Consider the following 21,409-nt stretch of genomic DNA (forward strand, 5'->3'; position numbering starts at 1 on the left):
GGGTGGGACGAAGCTGGGGGTGGACGGACGCAGGGTCTGCGGTTCAGCCATGTGACGCTCCTTCCAGTCTTGCCGTCATGAAGCCGTCACTAGGGTAGGCACGCCGCCCATGACGCACGGCGATGCGCCCCTCGCCTGCCCGGGCACCGGGGGTAGGAAGGCTGTCCACCCGCGACTTCCTGGCTGTCGGGTAACCAGGGGGGCTTCCACTTGGAGGCCCGCCCCGGGCAGACTATGGCTCGCAGTACGGCCCTTCAGTTTCTGAGAGGGCGATATCCGCGGCCACCCCAGCCGCCTTGGAACGAAAGAACGCGATTCATGGCAACCGGTACCGTCAAGTGGTTCAACGATGCGAAGGGTTTTGGGTTCATCGTGCAGGACGGCGGCGGTGAGGACGTGTTCGTCCATCACAGCGCCATCAACATGGATGGCTTCCGCACCCTGCAGGAAGGCCAGAAGGTGGAGTTCGAGGTAGGCCGGGGCCCCAAGGGCCTGCAGGCGCAGAACGTTCGCGCGGCCTGAACGGCGGTCCGGCGAAGCCATGGAAGCCCGGTCTCGCGGATGGCGAGTCCGGGCTTTCTCTTTGCGGGCGCCTCTTGAGAGGCTGCACGTCACCATGCGCCTGCCCCGCTTCCCGCGTGTCATCGGCTTCGACGACGGCCCCTTCGCGCGCCGTCCGGGCGCCGCCGTGCCCCTGGCGGGCGTTGTCTGCGGAGGCACGCGCTTCGAAGGGCTCGTCTGGGGCCGGGTGCGCCGCGACGGCTGGAACGCCACGCAGGAGGTCTGCCGGCTGCTGGAAGGTGGGAAGTTCCTCCCGCAGCTCCACCTGGTGCTGCTGGATGGCATTGCCTTCGGCGGCTTCAACGTCGTGGACCTGCCCCTGCTGGCAAGCCAGCTGAAGCGGCCGTGCGTGGCGGTGATGCGGCGGCCTCCGGACCTGGACGCGGTGGAGCGCGCGCTGCGGCGCCTGCCTCGCCCGGATGCCCGCTGGACGAAGCTGAAGCGCGCGGGGCCCATCCACCAGTTGGGAGGCTTCACCTTCCAGGTGCAGGGCGCGGAGCCCGCCTGGGTGGCCGAGGCGCTGGCGCGCGTGACGGACCGCGGCCTCGTCCCCGAGGCCCTGCGGCTGGCGCACCTCATCGGCTCCGCCGTCGTCACCGGCCAGAGCAGTCAGCGCGCCTGAACCTTTCCCAGACGGGCTTCGCCTCCTGGCAGAGGATTGCGCCGCCACCACATGCGGGCGCCAGCACGTGGAAACTTCCACCGGCGCCAGACAATCCAGACACGCTTGCATACCCTTCCAGCCATGAACCTGCCCTGGAGGGCTGCATGGAACTCCGTTTGTCTTCATGTTAATCTTTGCCCTGCGAGGAGGGCGCACACATGTTCGAAGTCATCAATGACAAGAATCGCCGTACCGTCACCGTGCGGTTGAGTGGGTTCGTCAGGCCGAACGAGATGCGGGACTTCGCCAGCCGGTACCGCAACGAGACAGACTCCTACGGAGGGGGACGTCACCTGGTGCTCGCGGACATGCGTGGGCTCCGGACGCTGGAGCCGGAGTCCGCCAGCATCTTCGGAGAGGTGGTGGCCTACGGCCGGCAGATGGGATGCGTCATGTGCGCGCACGTCTCGGACTCCACCATCGCCCGGCTGCAGACGGCGCGGGTGGCCTCTGCGGCGGCGGCGGACAACGACATCACGGTGGACTGCGTGTCGTTGGAGGAAGCGCACTCGCAGCTCGCCAAGGCGCGCTCGCGTTACTTCCTGGGCGCGGCCCCGGAAGGCGCCGTGGAGCACGCGGCGCGCTGAGACACACCTCCAGGTTGGAGCAGGCTGGCTCCAGCCCCTGGAATCCCAGGAGGCTCAGGCCTCGTGGCCGTCGCGCCACATGAGCCGGTAGGTGACGCCTTCGTCGGTGAAGGCGCGCACCTGCACGTCGGCATGCGGCGCTCCCACGGCGCGCAGGCCCGCCCGCAGCGCGCCTTGCGTGAAGTAGCGGATGGCGCCGGCCTCGTTCATCCACAGGTCCACTTCGGTGAGGGACACGTCGTCCAGGCGTGTCTCCGTGTAGTTGTTCCCGGAGCGGAACATCTGCCGGGCCCGGCTCACGCACCTGCGGGGGCCCAGGAGCTGAATCACGCCGAAGGCGGCGCGGCCCAGCACCGTCTCCCGGTAGCCGTCCACCATGCGCTCACCCAGCAGCGCGTAGCCCACGTCGTCGGGCACGTCCGGGTGCAGCTCGCGCGCGGCCACGCGCACGGCGGAGCACCACGTCTCAAAGGAGTAGGCGGGCTGCAGCTTGCGCTCCAGGTCCACGCCCACCTCCCGCAGCCGCTCGCGGAGCACGGGGGTGACGCGGGCGCCCAGCCCTCGCACGAAGAGCCCCTCCAAGGTGTGCTCGAAGACGAGCTTCTCCGGCATGTTCAGCAGTGTACCCTGCCTCCGCTAGGATGTGCGGCGAGGGGGTAGGAATTCCATGGGTCTGCAACGAGAGCTCGCCATCCTGGCCATGAAAGCCACGCCGCTGCCGGGGAAGAAGAACTTCCTGGCGGAGGCCGGTATCGCCACACCGGTGCCCGCCATCCGCGGGTCGATTGGCGCGGTGGCGCATGAGCCCTTCATGGCCTTCGACACCAAGCGGTTGATGGACCTGCTGGTGGCCTTCACCATTGGAGACTTCCCGGAGCGGGCCGGGTGCTCCAGCTACTTCAACCCGCACAGCCCCTGGTACAACGTCTTCTACGGCGCCTACGGCATCCGCTCGTACAAGCGGGATGGCGGCCCGTGGGGCTTCACCCGCGACGGCCGCCCGGACCTGGAGGAGATGCTGGAGATTCCGCGGCTCGACTACAACTTCCTCACGGCCGGCGAGCTGGGCTGCCCCGCGTCGAGGATGTGCTTCGAGGTCCTGGACGTGCGCCAGGGCCGTGAAGGCCCGTGGCACCTGGCGGAGGTGAGCTGCATCATCCCCAGCGGGCTGCACCGGGTGCAGGACGCGCAGGCGCCGGACCTCACGTACTACGCCGTGTTCGGCGTGCCGGAGGAGGACTACCTCGTGGGCGGCCGGGAGAGCTACGAGCCGGTCCGCATGCGCGGGCGCATGTACTTCCGCCCCGTGGCCGAACGCCTCACGCTTGTCTGGGGCGGCCTCTGCCCGGACACGCCCGACGGTCAGCGGCTGATGGGCGCCATCGTGGATGCGATGGCGCCGCTGTACGCGGGGGGCTGAGCGCCCCGGACCTCAGGCCGCCTGGCTGGGCTTGGGCTCCACCTGGTGCGGCGGGGAGCCGGCATCGCGCGGGCGGCGGCGCTTGAAGCCCAGGCGCTCCATGCCGGCGAACACGACCGGCACCACCAGCAGCGTGAGGAAGGTGGAGGTGATGACGCCACCAATCACGGAGATGGCCATGGGCGCGCGGAACTCCGAGCCCGTGCCCGTGCCCACCGCCGTGGGCACCATGGCGATGGCCATGGCCGCGCTCGTCATCAGGATGGGCCGCAGCCGGCGCGGGCCCGCCTTCAGCAGCGCCTCATCCACCGTGTCGCCGTCCCGCAGGTTCTGGAGCGCGCCGTCGATGAGCAGAATCGCGTTCTTCGTCACCAGCCCCATCAGCAGGATGATGCCAATCATGGCGCCCATGGACAGGTGGAAGCCCGTCACCACCAGGCCCAGCAGCGCGCCCACCAGGGCCAGCGGCAGCGACGCCATGATGGTGAGCGGGTGCTTGTAGGATTCGAACTGGCTGGCGAGCACCATGTAGATGAACACGAAGGCCAGGCCAAACGCCGCGCCGAAGGCGTCGTTCTGCTCGTCCAGGCTCTTCATCTGCCCGTCATAGATGAGCGCGTAGCCCGGCGGCAGCGGCTGGGCCGCCACCCGCGCCTTCAGCTCCTGGGCGATGTCACCCAGCGCCGCGCCCGGGCCCAGCTGCGAGTACACGGCGATCTGTCGCTCGCGGTTCTCATGCTCGATGAGACTGGGGCCGTTCTTCAGCTCCACCCGGGCCACGTCCGTCAGCGGGCGCAGGCCGCTGGGCGTGTACACCTCCAGCTGACGCACGCGCTCCGGCGTGGCGCGGTCCTTCTCCGACAGGCGCACGCGGATGTCCGTCTCGGTGATGCCCTCACGCAGCTTCGCCACCACGTCACCACCAATGGCCAGCCGGAGCTGCGTGGCCAGCGCGCCCGCGTGCAGGTCCACGTCGCTGGCGCGCGCCCGGTCGATGAGCACCTGCAGCTCCGGCTTGGGCGGGTTGGACTCCACGCGCACGTCCGCGGTGCCCGGCAGCTCACGGAGGATGTCCGCGACGCGCTCGGCCTCCTCGTTGACGCGCACCAGGTCCGGCCCGGTGATGCGCACCATGATGGGGTAGAAGTCGCCCAGGCCCTCCAGGATGGGCGGGTCGCTCAGGTTCACCCGCGTGCCCACCAGCCCCGGCTCCAGCAGCGCGCGCGCGTCCTCCTTCAGCAACTGGATGCCCTTGGTGCGCGCGTCCTTGCCCACGGTCAGCACGCGCATGCGGGACTTGTTCACATCGCCGTCCTTGCCGACGATGGAGTAGACGTCCGTCACCTCCGGGAGCTGGCGCAGCAGCACCTCCGCGCTGGCGGTGCGGGCCTCCGTCTCCCGGATGCTGGCCGAGTCCGGCAGCGTCAGGTCCACGAAGAACTGCGAGCGGTCCTCCGCGGGCATGAACTCCATGCCCAGGCGGCTGGCGCCTCCGAAGGACACCACCAGCAACACCAGCGTGAGTCCCATCGTCGTCCACTTGTGCGCCAGCACCCAGCGGAGGATGGACTCGTAGACGCGCTCGGTGCCGTCCAGGAAGCGGCGCAGCGCCGCGGCCACCGCGTTCTCCTGGCGGACTTCGCCCGGCACGCGCCGCTTCGCCAGCCGCGCCGACATCATCGGGTCCAGCGTGAAGGAGATGAACAGGGAAATCAGCACCGCCACGGAGATGGTGATGCCGAACTGCCGGAAGAACTGGCCGACGACGCCGGGCATGAAGGCCACCGGCACGAACACCGCCACCAGCGACAGCGTGGTGGCGAGCACCGCCAGGCCCACGTCCTTGGTGCCGTTGGACGCGGCGCTCACCGGGTCCTCCCCCTTCTCCAGCCGGTGGGTAATCGCCTCGCGCACCACCACCGCGTCGTCGATGAGCAGACCGATGGCCAGCGACAGGCCCAGCAGCGTCATCTGGTTGAGCGTGTAGTCCAGCACGTACATCACGAAGAAGGTGCCCAGCACGGAGGTGGGCAGCGCCAGCGACGAGATGAAGGTGCCGCGCACGTCCAGCAGGAAGATGAGGATGATGAGCACCGCCATCGCGCCACCGAAGACGAGCGCCACCCAGACCTCGTGCGCGTTCTCCTGGATGAGGTCCGACTGGTTGATGAGCAGCGTGGCCTGGAAGCCATGCCCCACCACCGTGTCCATCTGCGACATCACCTTCCGCACCGCCTCGCTCACCGCGACGGTGTTGGAGCCCGGCTGCTTGACGACTTCCAGGATGACGGCGTCCTGCCCGTTGAGGCGCGCCAGGGTGCGCCGCTCGGCCACGCCGTCCGTCACGCTGGCGATTTCACCCAGCCGCACCTGCGCGCCCGTCGCGCTGCGCGCCACCGGCAGCGCGCGGATTTCCTCCACGTTCTGGAACTGCCCCAGCGAGCGCACCGTCATCTCGGAGGCGCCCAGCTGGAGCCGGCCCGCGGGCAGGTCCAGGTTCTCCGCCGCCACGCGCTGGGCGATGCCCAGCGGGGACACGCCCGCCGCGCGCGCCTTGTCCAGGTCGATGTCGATTTGCACCTCGCGCGTGTCCCCGCCCGTGACGCGCACCTCGGCGGCGCCCTCCAACTGCGCGAGCGCGGGCTTCACGCGGTCGTCGATGAGCCGGCGCAGCTCCTGCGAGGGCAGCTCCGCGGAGACGGCGTAGGTGAGGATGGGCGTGGCCCCCAGGTCCACGCGGCCGATGACGGGCGCGTCCGCGTCCTGGGGCAGGCGGCTGGCGATGCCGGCGACCTTGTCGCGCACGTCCTGCACCGCGCGGTCCAGCGGGGCGGTCATCTTGAACTGCACCACCACGATGCCCACGTTCTCCCGGCTGAAGGAGTGAATCTTGTCCACGCCGCTGATGCCGGCGACGGCGTCTTCAAGGGGCTTGATGACCTGCGTTTCGATTTCGCCCGGACCCGCGCCCTTGTAGACGGTGTTGATGATGACCACCGGGAACGACACGTCCGGATAGAGGTCGGTGCCCAGGCGGCCCAGGCCCATGAGGCCGAGCACGACGAGGCACAGCGACAACATCGCGGTGAAGACAGGCCTGCGGATGGAGACGTCGCTGAGCAGCATGGGGAGGGCTCCCTACTTCACGGAGACGCGGGCGCCCTGCGACAGGCCCGGAGTGGGGTGGTCAACGACAGCGTCGAGCGGCGAGGACGCCAGCACCACCACCTCGCCCTGCTCGCGCCGCTCCAGCACCCGCACGTCCACGCGGCGCACCTGGCCGGATGCCACCACCCAGACATGGTCCCCGTTGAGGGCCGACAGCGCGCTGCCCGGCAGCACCTGGGCGTCCCGCGCCTGCCCCAGTGAAAGCTCGGCCCGCGCCAGCGTGTGCGCCACGAAGCGGCCGTCCGCGTTGGGGACGGACAGCTCCACCGGGACGCGGCGCGTGGCGGGGTCCGCGGAGGGAAGGATGGTGCGCACCACCGCCTCGTCCGAGGACACGCGCGCGCCCACCGACTCCACGCGCACCTTGGCGCCGGGCTCCAGCTGCGAGCGCAGGGCCTCCGACACCGTCGTCTTCAAGAGCAGCGTGTCCAGGCGCTCCAGGTTGAACAGCGGCGTGCCCGGCGCCACCGTCGCGCCCGTCTGCTCCGGTGCGTCGATGATGGTGCCGTCGAAGGGCGCCCGCAGCTCGTGCCGGCGGCGGGACGCGCGCGCCTGGGCCAGCTGCGCCTTGGCGGCCATCCACTGCGCCTGCGCCTGCGCGGCATTGGCGATGGCGGTGCGGTGCGCCACCTCGCTCACCCCCCCCTGCTGCTGGAGCTTCTCGTTGCGGGCGGCCACGTCGGCGGCCATGGAGGAGGCGGCCTCGGCGGCGGCCACCGCGGCCTCCGCCTGGGCCACCTGCGCGTCGGAAATCTCCGGGTCCAGCTGCGCCAGCACGTCGCCCTTCTTCACCCCCTGCCCCTTCTTCACCCGGACGGCCGACAGGCGGCCTCCCACCTCGAAGCCCACCCTCAATCCCTGCGCGGGAAACAGCGTGCCCGTCACCGACTCGCTCGGCGCGGCCTGCACCGTCCGCGCGGAGACGACCTTCACCGTGGGCACCACCTCCTTCGCCGGGGCCTTGGCGGGCGGCGCCGCCGAGGCATCCGCCTTCTGACATGCGGTCAGCGACAGCACGGCGGTGGCCAGGCCCACCGCGGCGAACACGCGGACAGCGGACGGCTTCAGGTTGGGTTTCACGAGCGTTTCCTCGGGGTCTTTCGGGGTTTCTGGGCGGCGGCCCGGGGCCGACGCGCGACACGCGTGGAAGGGGCGCGCGGCGCACGCGCGGGGGACGGAGGCGCCTCCACCGAGGACGGCTGCGCCGGACGGGTGCCCTCCTGGCACAGCCGCTGGAGCGTGTTCGCCCACGCGTTCAGGTCCGGCTTCTCATCCAGCCGCGCCATCTGCGTGGAGAGCAACAGGAAGGACCCGACGATGATGGAGGCGAAGATGTGCGCGTCCACCTCCGGGTCCATGGCGCCAGCCTCCTGCAGCCGCCGGAAGTCGTGGGAGACGCGCTCCACCTGGGCGTCCGTCATGCGCCACAGCAGGGACTCGAACGCCGTGCCCTGGCTGCCGCTGGTGAGCACCAGGGACACGTCCCGGAACTCCCACACCCAGTCCAGGGCCGCCAGGTCATGCGCCTTCTCCAGTTGGAGAAACCGCAGGTAGCGCTCGCTGCGCTCGATGCGATCCCTCGCGCCCGGGATGCCGTGCGCCTGGAAAAAGCGCTCCATGTGGGCCATGCGCCGCCCGTTCATCTCCATCAGCCCGGACTCGAACGCGCCCACCACCTCCCCGAACAGCGCCTCCTTGGATGGGAAGTGCAGGTAGAAGGCGCCCTTGGACAGCCCGCACGCGGCGGTGATGTCCTCGATGCGCGCGCCCTTCAGCCCCCGGCGAACGAACTCCCGCCGGGCCGCGGATACCAGCGAACTGCGCGCGTGAGGGTCGGCGGGGCGGGCCATGCTTGCCGGATTCCTAACCCGCCGGTCATTAACCGCGCAAGGTTTCTGAACACCGGGTCAGTCATCCAAGGTCCGCGGCTGTGGGTGCGCCGCCGCCGCTCAGGTCCGCGTCAGCGCGGTGCACAGCGGGCACGCGGCGGGCCCGTGGGGGACATCGCGGCGGTGCAGGTCCAGCACGGCGCGGGAGATGTCCGCCAGCTCCCGGCGCACCTCCCGGCGGGCGCCCTTCACCCGGGCGATGCGCATGTCGTCGTAGCTCGTGGTCTGGTGTCGCATCCACGCGATGACGGCGGCCTCGGCGCGGCGCTCCAGGGGGATGCGCTCGGTGCGGGCCACGGTGCCGCTGCCCACGGGGGTGGCATGGGTGGCGACGAGCACCGCCATGCGCTTGGCGTGCCGCAGCCACGCCGGGGAGAAGGCGAGGAAGCGCAGCACGGCGTTGGCGAAGTCGACCTCGTAGGCCTCCTGCTCGCGGGCGCGGCGCTCGCGTCCCGCGGCCAGCTTCTTCTCGTAGGCGGGGGTGGCGCGCTCTGCCTCGAGGGCGGCGCGGGCGTGGAGGATGTGCGCTTCCGGCGCCCACACGCCCCGGGAGAAGAGCTTGCGGCCCACCTTCTCCGCCACGGTCCAGGAGGGCCCCGCCGCCTTCACGCGGCGGGTGAGCCCGGCGTCACCGGGGGGGAGCAGGGCCCAGCCGTCCGGCACGGTGAGCACGCGGCCATCCGGCGCGCGCACGCGGCGAGGGTCCGAAGTCGGCGCGAAGGTCAGGGATTCAGGCATGGTGAAGTCCGAGGTCGGGGGCGGCCACATAGCATGGGTGCCTCCAACCCTGGTAAATGGCCCCCTCGCGTCGGCGGTTGACTGGCGCGGGAGGTCCTCAACGCGTGGGAAGTGCCGGCATGTCCCTCCTCAGGCTCACGTTCCTCGGTACCTCCGCCGCGCAGCCCACGCTGCACCGGAACCTGTCCGGACTCGCGGTGAAGGCGCACGCGGACCTGCTGCTCTTCGACTGTGGAGAGGGCAGCCAGCGGCAGATGGTGCGCTACGGCACCGGCTTCACCGTGGACGCGGTGTTCTTCACGCACTTCCACGCGGACCACTACCTGGGCATCATCGGCTTTTTGCGCACGCTGGGCATGACGGGGCGCTCCGAGCCCATCCACCTGTACGGCCCGCCCTCCGCGAAGCGCCTGCTCCACCAGGCCGTCCACCTGGGCGTGGAGTCCATGTCCTTCCCGGTGGAGATTCACGAGCTGAAGGACGGTGACGTGGTGCCGCGCAAGGGCTACGCGGTCCACGCGGTGGGCGTGGACCACCGCATCAACGCGCTGGGCTACGCGCTGGTGGAGGAGGACCGGCCCGGGCGCTTCAACCTGGACACCGCGCGCGCGCTGGGCGTGCCGGAGGGCCCCAGCTTCGGAAAGCTCCAGCGGGGCGAGCCGGTGACGCTGGAGGACGGGCGCACGGTGAAGCCGGAGGACGTACTGGGCGCGCCGCGCCCCGGGCGCCGGCTGGTCATCTCCGGGGACACGCGCCCGTGCCCGTCGCTGGTGAAGGCCGCGAAGGACGCGGACCTGCTGGTCCACGAGTCCACCTTCTCCGACGACGAACAGGAGCGGGCCGTGGAGACCCGGCACTCCACCGCGCGGGAAGCGGCGCGCGTGGCGCGGGAGGCGGGCGCACGGCGGCTGGTGCTCACCCACCTCTCCAGCCGGCACGACACCGACCCCTCGAAGCTGCTCACGCAGGCGCGTGAGGAGTACCAGGGGCCGGTGGAGGTGGCCTTCGACGGGTTCACCGTCGAGCTGCCCCTCCGGGACTGAGGCTACTGAATCTTCTCGGACTCGGCGCGCAGGGAGGAAGCGGACTCGGCGTCCACGCGCTGGACCAGCTCCCACTCCAGTTCCTCGTCCCGGGTGATGTTGCCGCCGTCGGCCCGGACGGCGGGCTCGGAGATGTCACTGGCGCGGCCGGACGTATTGGAAGCACCCGCGGACTCCGTGACGAGCTGCCGGGTGAGCTCCACCGAGCACTGGCCCGGGCCCTTCTCGATGCCGCGCACCAGGTAGCGCACCTGGGTGGTGCCCAGCGACGACGGAGCGCCCTGCATCAACCACTCGGTGGTGGCCTCGAAGCCGCTCTGGCCCGCCTTGAAGGAGTAGCCCTTCTCCTTCAGCAGGGCGAGCGCCTGCGGATACACCTCCGCCACGGGCTTGCGGTAGACGTGGTTGCGCGCCTTCTCCAACAGGAAGGCTTCGCGGCGGCGGCCGGCGCACCCCGCGGTGGTGAGGGACAGCGCGGCGACCACGAGGAGCGCGGCGGCGCCGCGCGACAGCATCGACAGGTTCATTTCTCAGGGCTCCACGGGAGTGTGAGGCGGCTCAACATCCCTCAACCTTCTTCCCGCAGCCAAGTCTCCCCGGGGATGGTTTCCCAGGGCAAGCATCCCACCCGCTCCGTCCGTATGGGTATCCATGCGTCCAGCGCCGCACATCCAGGCACCCTCCGCCGCCACGCCCGGCCAGAGCGGTGCACATGATGGGGCTCCCACATGATTCCCATCAGCGACGACAACCCCACCCTCCGCACTCCCGTCGTGACGTACCTGCTGCTCGGCACCATCGGCTTCGTCTGGGTCTTCATCCAGGGCGCGGGCCTGGACGCCTACCGGCTGGCGGCCAGCGTCTGCAACCTGGGCATGGTGCCCGGCGAGCTGACGGGCAAGGCGGCGCTGGGCCTTCCGGTTCCCCTGGGAGACGGGCTGGCGTGCGTGGTGGACAGCGAGTCCATCAACCTCCTCACCCCCATCACCTCCATGTTCCTGCACGGCGGCTGGGGACACCTGCTGGGCAACTGCCTCTTCTTCTGGGTCTTCGGCAACAACGTCGAGGACAGCATGGGCCGCCTGCGCTTCGTGGTGTTCTACCTGCTGTGCGGGCTGGCCGCGGCGGCGGCGCACCTGCTGGTGGACCCGGGCTCGCCAGTGCCCACGGTGGGCGCGTCCGGCGCCATCTCCGGCGTCATGGGCGCGTACCTGCTGCTCTATCCGCGGGTGCGGGTGAACATGCTGTTCATCATCGTCATCTTCATCCGTGTCTTCCCCGTGCCCGCGTGGGCGGTGCTGCTGTGGTGGTTCGGCGTGCAGCTCTTCAGCGGCCTGCCCCAGCTCAACACGGTGAGCGCGGAGGCGTCCGGCGGCGTCGCCTTCTGGGCGCACATCGGCGGCTTCGTGGCGGGCATGGCGCTCATCAAGCTGTTCCAGAACCCGCGCTACACGAACCAGCGCACGTCGATGCGCCACCGGCTCCATCCCAACCATCCGTGAGGTGCCTTGCTTTTTCCGCGGCCGCGAATCGCCAGACACCGGGCAAGCGGGTGGAGTGACGCCAGTGCTTGGCCTCCCCTTCCAGGTGCGCCAGAGTGTCGCGCCGAACGCGCCAGGAATTGACGCGGGCTTCCAGACAGGTGCCAGACATGACGCTGCGACGACTCGGTGGTGGACTCCTCGGGGCGGTACTCCTTCTGACAAGCCTTTCGGGCTGCACCCGGCGCGTGCCGCCCGTGGATGACAACCCGGCCCCCGCGCCGGAGCCCACCGCCGCCACGACGGTGTACGTGGCCCAGCGCATCCGGACGCTGGACCCGGCGAAGCCCCAGGTGCAGGCGCTCGCGGTGAAGGACGGCAAGGTGCTGGCCACCGGCACGCGGGAGGAGGTGCTCGCCGCCGCGGGCAAGGACGCGCGGGTGGTGGACCTGGGCAGCGCCACGGTGGTGCCGGGCCTCACCGACGCGCACGGGCACCTGGCGGGCCTGGGGCGCGGCCTGGTGACGGTGGACCTGCAGGGCGTGGACACGAAGGCGGAGGCGCTGGAGCGCGTCTCGTCCGCGCCGTCCTCCGCGTTCCAGGGCGAGTGGCTGCTGGGCCGCGGGTGGGACCAGAACGACTGGCCGGAGAAGACCTTCCCGTCGCGGGCGGACCTGGACGCGCGCTTCCCCACGCGGCCGGTGGCGCTGAGCCGCGTGGACGGGCACGCGCTGTGGGTCAACGGCGAGGCGCTGCGGCGCGCGGGCATCACCCGTGACACGAAGGACCCGGCCGGTGGCCGCATCCTCCGGGGCGATGGCGGCGAGCCCACTGGCATCCTGGTGGACAACGCCATGGAGCTGATCGAGGCGGTGCTGCCCCCGGCCACGGAGGCGCAGCACGCGGCGCAGTTGACGGCGGCGCTCAACCACGCCGCGCAGGTGGGCCTCACCGGCGTCCACGACGCGGGCATGGACCTGCGCACCTTCCGCCTGCTCCAGCGCTGGGACAAGGCGGGCAAGCTGCCGCTGCGCGTCTACGCCATGGCGGATGGACAGACGGGCGACCGGGAGACGTACCTGAAGGACGGCCCCTATGAGGGGAAGATGCTCACGCTGCGCGCGGTGAAGCTCTCCCTGGATGGCGCGCTGGGCAGCCGGGGCGCGGCGCTGCACCAGGACTACAGCGATGAGCCGGGCCACCGCGGCCTGCTGCTGCTTTCGCCCGAGGAGTACGAGGCGCGCGTGCGCGCCTTCATGGCGAAGGGCTTCCAGGTGTGCACGCACGCGATTGGCGACCGGGCCAACACGGTGGTGCTGGACGTGCTCTCGCGCGCGGCCGAGGCCACCGGCACGCTCCAGTCCGGCCGACACCGCGTGGAGCACGCGCAAATCATGCGGATGGAGGACATCGACCGGCTGGGCAGGAGCGGCTTCATCGCCAGCGTGCAGCCCACGCACGCCACCAGCGACATGCCCTGGGCACAGACGCGCGTGGGGCCGGAGCGCATCCGCGGGGCCTACGCGTGGCAGCGGCTGAAGGCGTCCGGCGCGGTGCTGGCGCTGGGCAGCGACTTCCCGGTGGAGCGCCCGAACGTGCTTGCGGGCCTGTACGCGGCGCGCACGCGTCAGGACATCCGGGGCCAGCCGGAAGGCGGCTGGTACGGGGAGCAGCGGCTGAGCGGGCAGGAGGCGCTGGAGGGCTTCACCGTGGGCGCGGCGCACGCGTCCTTCGCGGAGGCGCGGCGCGGCCGGCTCCAGCCGGGCATGGACGCGGACTTCGTCGCGCTGTCGGTGGACCCGGTGGATGGGCCCGTCACCGAGCTGCCCGGCGCCGAGGTGCGGCTGACGGTGGTGGCCGGCGTGGAGGTCCACCGCGCCTTCCAGCGCTGAGCGCGTGCTCGGGACAGGCAGGAAATCCCGGGCGCAACGTGGCTGTCGCGGGGGAAATGGCGTGTGCTGCTATTTCCGCCGTGTCGTGGAGTGCTCTAGCATACGGCTTTGCCGCAAGCCTCCCGTGAGCCAAGGCCGGCTCACGGGTTGGAGCGGGGGGTATCGCAAGCGTGACAGCCTCATTGTCCGGAGTGCATTACAAGGGCTTCACCGTCCAGAACCTGCTGGCCTACGTGCACGAGCGCTTCGGCGAGGACACGGCGCGCACCGCCGTGGAGTCGCTGCTCCCCGAGCTGCAACCCCACGCGGACCCGCGCACGACGCTGGCGGTGGGCTGGGTGCCGGTGGAGACGTACTTCGGCATCATCCAGCACGTCGTGGACCGGCACTTCGACGGGAGGCCGGAGGGGGCCCACACGGTGGGCTACGAAGTCACCCTGCGAGACATCCACTCTATCTTCAAGATGGTGCTGCGCTTCACCACGCCCAACATGGTGCTGGGGATGGCGCGGCGCATGTGGCGCTCCTACTGCGACCAGGGGGAGCTGCTGCACCAGGAGGAGAACGGCGCGGGCATGCTGCTGCTGCGCCAGTTCACCTACCAGACGCCGGTGGCCCTCCATGAGCTGGCGGGGGGCTTCAAGGCGTACCTGGAATGCTCCAGCGCGAAGAATCCGCGCGTGGAAATCGTCGCGCCGGACCCGGACGGGACGCTGCGCTGGCGCATCGTCTCCGGGTAGCGCGGGCCGCCCGGTGCGGGCCAGGCAGCCCGCCGCGGGTTACAGGTCCGCCGTGTAGCTGAGCGCCTGGATGCGGCGGTTGAGCGCCTTCTGCGCCTCCTGCCGCTGCCTGGCCAGCTTCTCCAGCTCGGCGGCGATGGCCTCCAGCCGGTCCTCCTGCTCGTTGAGCTTGGACACGAAGCGGTCCGCCAGCTCGCGCTGCGACGCGCCGCTCTTCAGCGATTCGATGTTGGAGCGGATGCGCTCCTGGTCCCGGAAGAGCTGGTTGCGCTCCTCCAGCAAGCGCTGCTCCTCCTTCGCCAGCGCGTCCACCTGCTCGCGCTGCGCGACGACCTCCTTCAGCGCGCCCGCCATCTTCTCGTCGATGAAGCGCTGCGACACGAAGTAGGAGACCTCGTCCCCTCCCATGCTGGAGACGAGGTACTGGCGCTGTCCGCGCGTGCGCTCGGTGACGGTGAACGCGTCCTGCGCCCCGGCGGCCAGCTCCCGCTTGAAGCGCCAGTAGCCCTCCGTCGTCTCCGTGGGCTCCGGGCTGTCCTTGGCCAGCTCCCAGCCCTGGCGCGGGTGCTCCACGTACAGCACCTGCGCCCGCGGCGCCTTGTTGCGCGACAGGTACGTCGTGCGGCGCAGGTGGTAGTACTCCGCCATCAACATCCCCGCGTTGACCACCACGCGGAACACCGGCCCGTCCTCCGTGCGGTCCTCAATCGACACCACGCAGCCCAGCTCCACCGCGTAGGGCACGAAGCGCCGGTCGTTCGGCTTCATCGTGTCGAGCATCGCCTCGCCCACGTAGCGCTCGTCCTCGCTCACCGTCACCGGGCCGCCCTCCAGCGTGAGGCCCGTGGTGTTCTTCAGCTCGATGCACGCCATGGGGTTCTTCTCCCGCGTGGACCGGTTGTAGAGGAGCACCCGCTTGCCCTCGAAGGGCTTGTGCAGAATCGGCACCAGCGCGCTCTGGTTGCGGTGCACCGTCACCGGTCGGTCCACGCCGTACTCGAAGAGGTCTCCGACTTCTTTCGTGAGCGTCGTCACCGCGGCGCTCTGCGCCATCACCTCGCGCAGCTTCGGGCCTCCACTGCTTGAGCCGCCCACGGGCACCTGCCCCCCTCGCTCCGCGCGCGAGCGGCGCGGCGCGGACGCGGGCGCCGGGGCAGGCATCGCGGACATCATCGGCGCGGCCATCTCGGCGTCCCGCAGCATGTCCGCGGCGCCCCCGAAGCTCTCCTCCGGAATCACCGGCGCGGCGGCGGCCTCCGTCTTCACCTCCACCACCGGCCGCTTCATGTACCGGGGGTTGTAGAGGTCATGCACGAAGGACACCGGCAGCCCGGCGATGAGCGACAGCTTCACGTCCACCCAGTCCTCGTCCCCGGTGTTGTCCACCAGCGCCCAGCCCTGGAGCAGCGGCGGCTCCCCTTCGTCCAGGAGGATGCGGTAGCTCGTCTTCCACACCGGCGACTCCACCACGTAGCTGACGAACAGCTCGCGCTCGCCCTCGCCCGACGTGAGGATGGCCATCCGCTTGGAGTCCTTCTTGTACGAGGACAGCACCGTGGCCAGGTAGAACTCCAAATCCTTGCGCACCGCCTCGTCCAGGAACTCCAGCTCGGACACGTCCAGGATGTCGAAGGTCCGCAGCGAGGCGCCCACCAGCAGCGACAGGAACGGGCGCACCAGGCTCGTCTCGCCCGCCGCCACGGCCAGCGAGTCCAGGCCGATGATGGAGCCCTCCACCTGCGCGCCGCCCACGCGCACCCGCACGCGCGCGCCCTTGATTTGCCCCAGCAGCGCCGTGAGGCTGCCGTCCTCCGGGATGCGGATGGTGGCCTCCGCCAGGAGTTGCTCCAGCGGCTTCGTGGAGTCGTAGCTCACCGCCGATACCGAGCCGCCCGACAAGTCGAGCACCGTCAGCGACTTCAGCACGTCGTTCATGTCGCGCGCCTTGAAGTCGAGGTTGAGCGTGTCGTTGCCACGCACCTTCCCCCGGCGCTCGAAGTAGCCGACGCCATGCTTGTAGAGAACGACGCGGCGAATGGACAGGTTCGTGGTCATGGGACCCGGTGTATCAAGGTCCGACAGGGGTGACGCAATGCCCCTCACCCCCGAGGTTGCTCGAATGCGAAAGCCTATCGCCTCCTCCCTGTCCCGCTCCGCGATGCTGTGCGCGGCCCTGGCCCTTGGCTCGAGCTGCAAGAGCGTGGAGCCCCACACCACGCCCTCCGAAGGCACCACCGCGCCGCCGGAAGTTTCCACCCAGCAGCCCGTGACGCAGCCGGAGACGGAGACGCCAACGCGGCGCGGCAACTCGCCCTGGCTGCGGGCTCGCGTGGGTGACCGCGTGGCGTATTCCTTCTCCGCCAACCGCAAGGCCATGGGCCGGCAGCAGCCCGGCACCGTGCCCGAGGCCGCGGTGGCCGGCGTGGTGACGCTGGAGGTCGTGGCGGTGGAGCTGCCCTGGGTCTGGGTGACGCTCTCCTTCACCGAGGATGGCGGCGCGCCGTCGCGGCAGCCGATGCTGGCGCGGCCGCTGGTGGTGCCCGTGCGAGCGGATGAGTCGCGTGCGCTGGAGGCTCCCCGCGAGGGCACGCAGAGCACCGAGCAGCTCACCGCCGCGGGCCGCCACTGGGAGGCGAAGCGCTACCTCAACGACAAGCGGATGATGGACGGGCCCCTGGAGAACCGGCTCTACGCGGTGACGCCGGGCCCGCTGTACCTCACCCATGGCCTGCTCGACGCGAGCACCACGCTGGCGGGCTTCGGCACGGGTGGCGGCGCCCAGCTCACCCTCGTGGAAGCGCGCCAGGGCCAGGAGGGTGGCACCCGCCTGCCTCCGACGCTCGCCCGCCCGTGGGGCCCAGGCACCTGGTTCGACGTGCGGATGGAGACGGAGGGCACCCCGTCCGTGCTGCGCACCTGCCAGGCCGCGGAGCGAGGCTTCATCCTGCGTCAGCAGGTGACGCCGCCCACGACAGGCGCGGCGTGCCCGGACTTCGCCCAGGCGGAAGCCGTGCCCCTGGAGGAGGCGGTGCTGGCGCGCATCTGGGAGTCCCTGGACGCACGCCAGTGGCCACCGTCCCCCGAGGGCCTCACACCGGCGAAGCGCGAGCCGGTGACGGTGGGCACGCACCGCGTGCCGGCGCTCCAGTTCGAGAGCGCGCAGCCCCAGGCGAACAACGTCCGCGTCCAGGTCTACGCCGCCGACCCCTGGGGGGATGCGCTCTCCGGGCTGGCCCACGAGGCCCGCTTCCAGCCGCTGAGCGACCGCACCACGCCTGGCGGTGGAGGCGCGCAGCTCACGGACTGGGGCGTGTGGGTGCCGGGCGCCACGCCGTAAGCGGCCGAACGCCCCGCCCGAGGGCTCGTCATGACGCCGCGAGCCCCCTGGAGCAACGGCCCGGCGTGGCGCTAACCGGCGACGGAGACCTTCACGTCGATGTTGCCGCGCGTGGCCTTCGAATACGGGCACACCTCGTGGGCCGCCTCCATCAGCTTCTGGGCCTCGTCGTTCGGGATTCCCGGCAGGAGCCCCTGGAGCTCCACCGCGAGCCCGAAGCCACCGTCCGGCGTCTTGCCGATGGTGACGGTGGCGCGCACGCCCGCGTCGTTGCCCAGGTTCTTCCCCTGCATGCGCGCCACCAGCCGCAGCGCGCTCTCGAAGCAGGCGGAGTAGCCCGCCGCGAAGAGCTGCTCCGGGTTGGTGACGGCGCCGCCCGCGCCCCCCAGCTCCTTGGGCATGGCCAGGGGCAGGTCCAGGACGCCGTCCTCCGACTTCACGCGGCCGTTGCGGCCACCGTGGGTGGTGGCGGCGGTGCTGTACAGCGGGCTGATAGCGATGGGAGCCATGGGGTTCTCCTTGAGCGTTACTTCGAGGAATCAACGTGAGACTGCGAGAGCACTTCGAAAAGACGTTGGATGTCGCGGCGCAGGCGGGTCGCTTCCTGCAGCGTCAGCCCCAGCTTGCAGGCCATCGCCTCGGGGATGGACGTGGCCTTGCGGCGCAGGGCCCGTCCTTCGGACGTCAGGTAGATGCGCACCGAGCGCGCGTCCTCCGCGCTCCGCTCCCGCCGCACCAGGCCCTGGGCCTCCATCCGCTTGAGCAGCGGCGTGAGCGTCCCCGAGTCCAGGTACAGCCGCTCCCCCATCCCCTTCACCGTCTCCCCGTCCGTCTCCCACAGCACCAGCAACACCAGGTACTGCGGGTACGTCAGGCCCAGCCGTGACAGCAGCGGCGCATACGCCTGCGTCATCGCCCGGGCCGCCGCGTAGAGCGGGAAGCAGAGCTGCCGGTCCAGGCTGAGCGGGTCATCCATCGACATGGGAGATGAATAGGGCGCAATTCAATTGCGCGCAATTGATTCGGACACGAAAAAGCTCCCGGCGCCTGGGCACCGGGAGCGCTTCGCTGCGTCACGTCAGGGCTGGCTCAGCGCCCGGCGACCGTGGTGTCGTCCTCGGTGAGGGTGGCCTCGGCGGCGGCGACCGCGGCCTCGATGTCCAGCTTGCCGCTGGTGCTCACCTTGCCCTTGAGGTCGGCGTCCACTTCCACCGTCTGGACCAGCAGGTCACGCACCTGCGCGGCCGTCAGCTCGGGGTTGGCGGCGAACATCAGCGCCGCGGCGCCCGCCACCGTGGGGGTGGCCATGGAGGTGCCGCTCATCTCCTCCCAGCCGCCGCCCGGGACGGTGCTCAGCACGTCCTCGCCCACCGCGGCCAGCTCCACGACCTTGTCCCCGTGGGAGGAGAAGCTGGCGAGCTTGTCGTTGCGCTTGTCCATGGACGCCACGGTGATGACGTTGGGCAGGTCGATGTTGGCGGGCATGTCCGGCACGTTGTTCAGGTTGCTGCCGTTGCCGTTCGCCGTGGCCGCGACGAGGAGGATGTCCGCGTCGGCCAGCTTCTGCACCGCGTCCGTCCAGCGCTTCACGTCCGCCGGGTTGCGGTACTCGTTGCCGAAGCTGGCGTTGACGGCGCGGATGTTCACGCCGTGCTCGGTCTTCATCTTCACCATGTAGTCGACGCCGCGCTCGAAGTTCGTGAGCAGGTCCGCGCCGTTGTACAGGCCGCCCAGGCTCATGATCTTCGCCTTGCCCGCGGCGACGCCGGTGTTGCCCTCGCCGTTGTCCTCGGCGGCGATGATGCCGGCCACGTGCGTGCCGTGGTCCGTGCCGCTGCCGCGCAGCACGTCGCCGCTGTTGTAGCCGACGTTGTAGCCGTAGACGTCGTCCTTGACGCCATTCTCGTCGTTGTCGATGCCGTCACCCGCGATTTCGTTCGGGTTGACCCACATCGCGTCATCCAGGTCGGAGTGCTTGAAGTCCACGCCGCCGTCGAACACGGCGATGACCGGCGGGCCGGAGAGCGGCTTCTGCGGCTCCTCGATGGGGCCCGGGCCCGTCGTCTGGCCCGCGGCGTCCAGGCTCCAGCTCTTCAGGGTGCCGGTGTCGCGGCGCGCCTTGTCCTCGACGGAGAGCGTCCAGGTGCCCTTGGTGGACTCGCCCTTGAAGGCGGCCAGGTCGAAGCTGCCCTTGATGTTGTCCGCGCTGCCGCCCGTGCGGTTGTGGAGGGTCTCCGTCTTGCCGGAGGGGCTGGTCAGCTTGACGACCAGGTCACCCTTGTAGGTGTGCGCCAGGTCCAGGTTCAGCTTCAGCGAGTCCAGCTTCACGTCCTGGTCGAAGGACACGGTGGACGTCGTCGTCTGGAGGTCGTTCACCTTCGCGTTGGGCGTGGCGGACGCCTGCAGCGTCACGGGCGCGCGGGCCGCGCTCTCCGCGAAGGGCCGGACGGCGACGTGGCCGGAGCCGAAGGTGAAGGCCGAGGCCGGCAGCGCCGACGGGGTGCCCGGGGGCAGGCCCGTGGGGCGGTCCACGAAGTTGCCCTTCGGGCGGTCCACGAAGTTGGAGCCCCGCGCGCCACCCGTGGGCGCCGAGTCGAAGCCGTCCTTCGCCGTCTGGACCGGCGTCTTCTCCACCGGCTTGGCCGCGGCCGGTTTGGCCGTGTCATCAGCGCGGGTGGACTGCGACACGGGCGACTTCGGCTTGCGAGAGATTTCCATGGTGGGGGTGCTCCGTGGGGGGCAGAAAAAAACGCCGATAAATGATTGTCGCATTGTGTCGGACAAAGTTTCCAGTGGGCGGCCATTAGCGGCGTCAGCGCCTCCCACCCCCGGCCGACATGCTACATGCCGCGACGCGGCCCGGCGCCCCAGGGACGGCGCCAGCGGAGAGGATGGGAGGTCTGAAATGCCAAGGACGGTCACCGCCACGCGCTACGTGACGCCATTGAGGGAGGGGGGCTCGCTGCCCGCCATCATCGAAGCGGACGACGCGGGGCTCTACGTCGTGAAGTTCCGGGGCGCGGGCCAGGGCGCCAAGGCGCTCATCGCCGAGCTCATCGCCGGGGAGTTGGCCCGGGAGCTGGGACTCCGGGTGCCGGAGGTCGTACTGGTGGAGTTGGACCCGGCGCTGGGGCGCAACGAGCCGGACTCCGAGATTCGCGAGCTGCTCAAGGCCAGCGCGGGCCTCAACCTGGCGCTGGACTACCTCCCGGCGTCGGTGACGTTCGACCCGGTGGCGGACCCCGTGCCCACCGCGGCGGAGGCGTCCGGCATCGTCGCCTTCGACGCGTACATCACCAACGTGGACCGCACCCCACGCAACCCCAACATGCTGACCTGGCACCGGAACCTGTGGCTCATCGACCACGGGGCCTCGCTGTACTTCCACCATTCGTGGGACGACTGGGAGGCGCGCAGCCAGGGCCGCTTCGCGCCCATCAAGGACCACGTGCTGCTGCCCTGGGCCACGGCGCTGACGGAGGCCGGCAGGCACCTGGGCGCGCGCATCAGCCGGGAGGGGGTGGAGCGCATCGTCGAAGCCATTCCAGAGGCGTGGCTCACGAACACCGAGTCCCCCTTCCCCACCGCCGAGGCCCACCGCGCCGCCTACGCCACCTGGCTGCTGCGCCGGCTGGAAGCGGTGCCCGCGTTCATCGAGGAGGCGGACCGTGCCCGCGCCCAGCTCGTTTGATTACGCCATCATCCGCGTCGTCCCGCGCGTGGAGCGCGAGGAGTTCATCAACGCGGGCGTCGTCCTCTTCTGCGCCACCCAGCGCTTCCTGGGCGTGCGCGTGGAGCCGGACGCGGCGCGGCTGAAGGCGCTGTGGCCCGACGTGGACGTGGACCTGATTCGCGGCCACCTGGAGAGCTTCCACCGCGTGTGCGAGGG

21 protein-coding genes are annotated in these 21,409 nt (G+C 70.5%); 11 read left to right on the top strand and 10 right to left on the bottom strand.

What is annotated here, in order from left to right; all coding sequences use genetic code 11:
* The first annotated feature begins 318 nt into the window (after positions 1-318).
* The 3 genes from G4D87_RS12370 to G4D87_RS12380 all read left to right on the top strand — a co-directional run bounded on the left by G4D87_RS12370 (position 319) and on the right by G4D87_RS12380 (position 1,812).
* The gene (locus G4D87_RS12370; protein WP_002635980.1) at positions 319-522 is read left to right on the top strand and encodes a cold-shock protein; all 204 of its coding nucleotides are present in this window, start codon (positions 319-321) and stop codon (positions 520-522) included.
* 94 nt (positions 523-616) lie between these two features.
* A complete protein-coding gene (locus G4D87_RS12375) occupies positions 617-1,183 on the top strand; it encodes an endonuclease dU (RefSeq protein WP_163782183.1) in 567 nt (188 codons plus the stop codon).
* A gap of 200 nt (positions 1,184-1,383) precedes the next feature.
* Positions 1,384-1,812, top strand: coding sequence for a hypothetical protein (locus tag G4D87_RS12380; RefSeq protein ID WP_205507555.1), 429 nt, complete (start codon positions 1,384-1,386; stop codon positions 1,810-1,812).
* Between the two features lie 54 nt (positions 1,813-1,866).
* On the opposite strand, the gene G4D87_RS12385 is transcribed toward G4D87_RS12380, so the two are convergent.
* Positions 1,867-2,424 carry a DUF2378 family protein gene (locus G4D87_RS12385; RefSeq protein WP_163782187.1) on the bottom strand — a complete coding sequence of 186 codons (558 nt, stop codon included), beginning with the start codon at positions 2,422-2,424 and terminating at the stop codon, positions 1,867-1,869.
* 55 nt (positions 2,425-2,479) lie between these two features.
* Between G4D87_RS12385 and G4D87_RS12390 the strand changes: the two genes are divergently transcribed.
* Positions 2,480-3,232, top strand: coding sequence for a hypothetical protein (locus G4D87_RS12390; protein WP_205507556.1), 753 nt, complete (start codon positions 2,480-2,482; stop codon positions 3,230-3,232).
* Between the two features lie 12 nt (positions 3,233-3,244).
* Here the strand turns inward: G4D87_RS12390 and G4D87_RS12395 are convergent, their stop codons facing one another.
* The 4 genes from G4D87_RS12395 to G4D87_RS12410 form a co-directional block, all read right to left on the bottom strand.
* Positions 3,245-6,358 (bottom strand): efflux RND transporter permease subunit, encoded by a 3,114-nt coding sequence (locus G4D87_RS12395; RefSeq protein ID WP_163782191.1) that lies wholly within the window; start codon positions 6,356-6,358, stop codon positions 3,245-3,247.
* 12 nt (positions 6,359-6,370) lie between these two features.
* Positions 6,371-7,480 (bottom strand): efflux RND transporter periplasmic adaptor subunit, encoded by a 1,110-nt coding sequence (locus G4D87_RS12400; protein WP_163782194.1) that lies wholly within the window; start codon positions 7,478-7,480, stop codon positions 6,371-6,373.
* The gene (locus G4D87_RS12405) at positions 7,477-8,250 is read right to left on the bottom strand and encodes a TetR/AcrR family transcriptional regulator (RefSeq protein WP_163782196.1); all 774 of its coding nucleotides are present in this window, start codon (positions 8,248-8,250) and stop codon (positions 7,477-7,479) included. Before G4D87_RS12405 ends, G4D87_RS12400 begins: the two co-directional genes overlap by 4 nt.
* 99 nt (positions 8,251-8,349) lie before the next feature.
* On the bottom strand, positions 8,350-9,027 hold the full coding sequence (locus G4D87_RS12410) for a DUF2293 domain-containing protein (protein WP_176411130.1): 678 nt from the start codon (positions 9,025-9,027) through the stop codon (positions 8,350-8,352).
* Positions 9,028-9,146: 119 nt separating this feature from the next.
* Here G4D87_RS12410 and rnz point away from each other — a divergent pair, with 119 nt between their 5' ends.
* Entirely contained in the window at positions 9,147-10,070 is a 924-nt protein-coding gene (gene rnz, locus G4D87_RS12415; RefSeq protein ID WP_163782200.1) for a ribonuclease Z, read from the top strand.
* Positions 10,071-10,072: 2 nt separating this feature from the next.
* Here rnz and G4D87_RS12420 read toward each other — a convergent pair whose 3' ends face one another.
* Entirely contained in the window at positions 10,073-10,597 is a 525-nt protein-coding gene (locus tag G4D87_RS12420) for a hypothetical protein (RefSeq protein WP_163782202.1), read from the bottom strand.
* 201 nt (positions 10,598-10,798) lie between these two features.
* Between G4D87_RS12420 and G4D87_RS12425 the strand changes: the two genes are divergently transcribed.
* The 3 genes from G4D87_RS12425 to G4D87_RS12435 all read left to right on the top strand — a co-directional run bounded on the left by G4D87_RS12425 (position 10,799) and on the right by G4D87_RS12435 (position 14,183).
* Positions 10,799-11,572 carry a rhomboid family intramembrane serine protease gene (locus G4D87_RS12425; RefSeq protein ID WP_163782205.1) on the top strand — a complete coding sequence of 258 codons (774 nt, stop codon included), beginning with the start codon at positions 10,799-10,801 and terminating at the stop codon, positions 11,570-11,572.
* A 68-nt stretch (positions 11,573-11,640) separates the two neighbouring features.
* Positions 11,641-13,443, top strand: a complete 1,803-nt coding sequence (locus G4D87_RS12430) for an amidohydrolase (RefSeq protein ID WP_163782207.1) — start codon at positions 11,641-11,643, stop codon at positions 13,441-13,443.
* Positions 13,444-13,634: 191 nt separating this feature from the next.
* Complete coding sequence (locus G4D87_RS12435; RefSeq protein WP_240358212.1) at positions 13,635-14,183, top strand: hypothetical protein; 549 nt, start codon at positions 13,635-13,637, stop codon at positions 14,181-14,183.
* Between the two features lie 39 nt (positions 14,184-14,222).
* Here G4D87_RS12435 and G4D87_RS12440 read toward each other — a convergent pair whose 3' ends face one another.
* Positions 14,223-16,238, bottom strand: a complete 2,016-nt coding sequence (locus tag G4D87_RS12440; protein WP_163782211.1) for a hypothetical protein — start codon at positions 16,236-16,238, stop codon at positions 14,223-14,225.
* Between the two features lie 64 nt (positions 16,239-16,302).
* Here G4D87_RS12440 and G4D87_RS12445 point away from each other — a divergent pair, with 64 nt between their 5' ends.
* Positions 16,303-17,520 carry a DUF6068 family protein gene (locus G4D87_RS12445; RefSeq protein WP_163782213.1) on the top strand — a complete coding sequence of 406 codons (1,218 nt, stop codon included), beginning with the start codon at positions 16,303-16,305 and terminating at the stop codon, positions 17,518-17,520.
* Between the two features lie 71 nt (positions 17,521-17,591).
* Here G4D87_RS12445 and G4D87_RS12450 read toward each other — a convergent pair whose 3' ends face one another.
* From G4D87_RS12450 to G4D87_RS12460, 3 genes are all read right to left on the bottom strand, one after another.
* Positions 17,592-18,029 carry an organic hydroperoxide resistance protein gene (locus G4D87_RS12450; RefSeq protein WP_163782214.1) on the bottom strand — a complete coding sequence of 146 codons (438 nt, stop codon included), beginning with the start codon at positions 18,027-18,029 and terminating at the stop codon, positions 17,592-17,594.
* A gap of 17 nt (positions 18,030-18,046) precedes the next feature.
* The gene (locus G4D87_RS12455; RefSeq protein ID WP_163782217.1) at positions 18,047-18,502 is read right to left on the bottom strand and encodes a MarR family winged helix-turn-helix transcriptional regulator; all 456 of its coding nucleotides are present in this window, start codon (positions 18,500-18,502) and stop codon (positions 18,047-18,049) included.
* 107 nt (positions 18,503-18,609) lie between these two features.
* Positions 18,610-20,238, bottom strand: a complete 1,629-nt coding sequence (locus G4D87_RS12460; RefSeq protein ID WP_205507558.1) for a S8 family serine peptidase — start codon at positions 20,236-20,238, stop codon at positions 18,610-18,612.
* A 187-nt stretch (positions 20,239-20,425) separates the two neighbouring features.
* Here G4D87_RS12460 and G4D87_RS12465 point away from each other — a divergent pair, with 187 nt between their 5' ends.
* Both G4D87_RS12465 and G4D87_RS12470 read left to right on the top strand, forming a co-directional pair.
* A complete protein-coding gene (locus tag G4D87_RS12465; RefSeq protein WP_163782219.1) occupies positions 20,426-21,211 on the top strand; it encodes a HipA family kinase in 786 nt (261 codons plus the stop codon).
* On the top strand, positions 21,189-21,409 hold a 221-nt coding region (locus G4D87_RS12470; RefSeq protein ID WP_163782221.1), incomplete at its 3' end, for a DUF3037 domain-containing protein. The genes G4D87_RS12465 and G4D87_RS12470, both read left to right, overlap by 23 nt.

It is taken from the genome of Myxococcus vastator (assembly GCF_010894475.1).
Lineage (GTDB): Bacteria > Myxococcota > Myxococcia > Myxococcales > Myxococcaceae > Myxococcus > Myxococcus vastator.

Coding starts and splice junctions, on each gene's coding strand:
- G4D87_RS12370 (WP_002635980.1), top strand. CDS start 319: ATGGCAACCGGTACCGTCAAGTGGTTCAACGATGCGAAGGGTTTTGGG.
- G4D87_RS12375 (WP_163782183.1), top strand. CDS start 617: ATGCGCCTGCCCCGCTTCCCGCGTGTCATCGGCTTCGACGACGGCCCC.
- G4D87_RS12380 (WP_205507555.1), top strand. CDS start 1,384: ATGTTCGAAGTCATCAATGACAAGAATCGCCGTACCGTCACCGTGCGG.
- G4D87_RS12385 (WP_163782187.1), bottom strand. CDS start 2,424: ATGCCGGAGAAGCTCGTCTTCGAGCACACCTTGGAGGGGCTCTTCGTG.
- G4D87_RS12390 (WP_205507556.1), top strand. CDS start 2,480: ATGGGTCTGCAACGAGAGCTCGCCATCCTGGCCATGAAAGCCACGCCG.
- G4D87_RS12395 (WP_163782191.1), bottom strand. CDS start 6,358: ATGCTGCTCAGCGACGTCTCCATCCGCAGGCCTGTCTTCACCGCGATG.
- G4D87_RS12405 (WP_163782196.1), bottom strand. CDS start 8,250: ATGGCCCGCCCCGCCGACCCTCACGCGCGCAGTTCGCTGGTATCCGCG.
- G4D87_RS12410 (WP_176411130.1), bottom strand. CDS start 9,027: ATGCCTGAATCCCTGACCTTCGCGCCGACTTCGGACCCTCGCCGCGTG.
- rnz (WP_163782200.1), top strand. CDS start 9,147: ATGTCCCTCCTCAGGCTCACGTTCCTCGGTACCTCCGCCGCGCAGCCC.
- G4D87_RS12420 (WP_163782202.1), bottom strand. CDS start 10,597: ATGAACCTGTCGATGCTGTCGCGCGGCGCCGCCGCGCTCCTCGTGGTC.
- G4D87_RS12425 (WP_163782205.1), top strand. CDS start 10,799: ATGATTCCCATCAGCGACGACAACCCCACCCTCCGCACTCCCGTCGTG.
- G4D87_RS12440 (WP_163782211.1), bottom strand. CDS start 16,238: ATGACCACGAACCTGTCCATTCGCCGCGTCGTTCTCTACAAGCATGGC.
- G4D87_RS12445 (WP_163782213.1), top strand. CDS start 16,303: ATGCGAAAGCCTATCGCCTCCTCCCTGTCCCGCTCCGCGATGCTGTGC.
- G4D87_RS12450 (WP_163782214.1), bottom strand. CDS start 18,029: ATGGCTCCCATCGCTATCAGCCCGCTGTACAGCACCGCCGCCACCACC.
- G4D87_RS12455 (WP_163782217.1), bottom strand. CDS start 18,502: ATGTCGATGGATGACCCGCTCAGCCTGGACCGGCAGCTCTGCTTCCCG.
- G4D87_RS12460 (WP_205507558.1), bottom strand. CDS start 20,238: ATGGAAATCTCTCGCAAGCCGAAGTCGCCCGTGTCGCAGTCCACCCGC.
- G4D87_RS12465 (WP_163782219.1), top strand. CDS start 20,426: ATGCCAAGGACGGTCACCGCCACGCGCTACGTGACGCCATTGAGGGAG.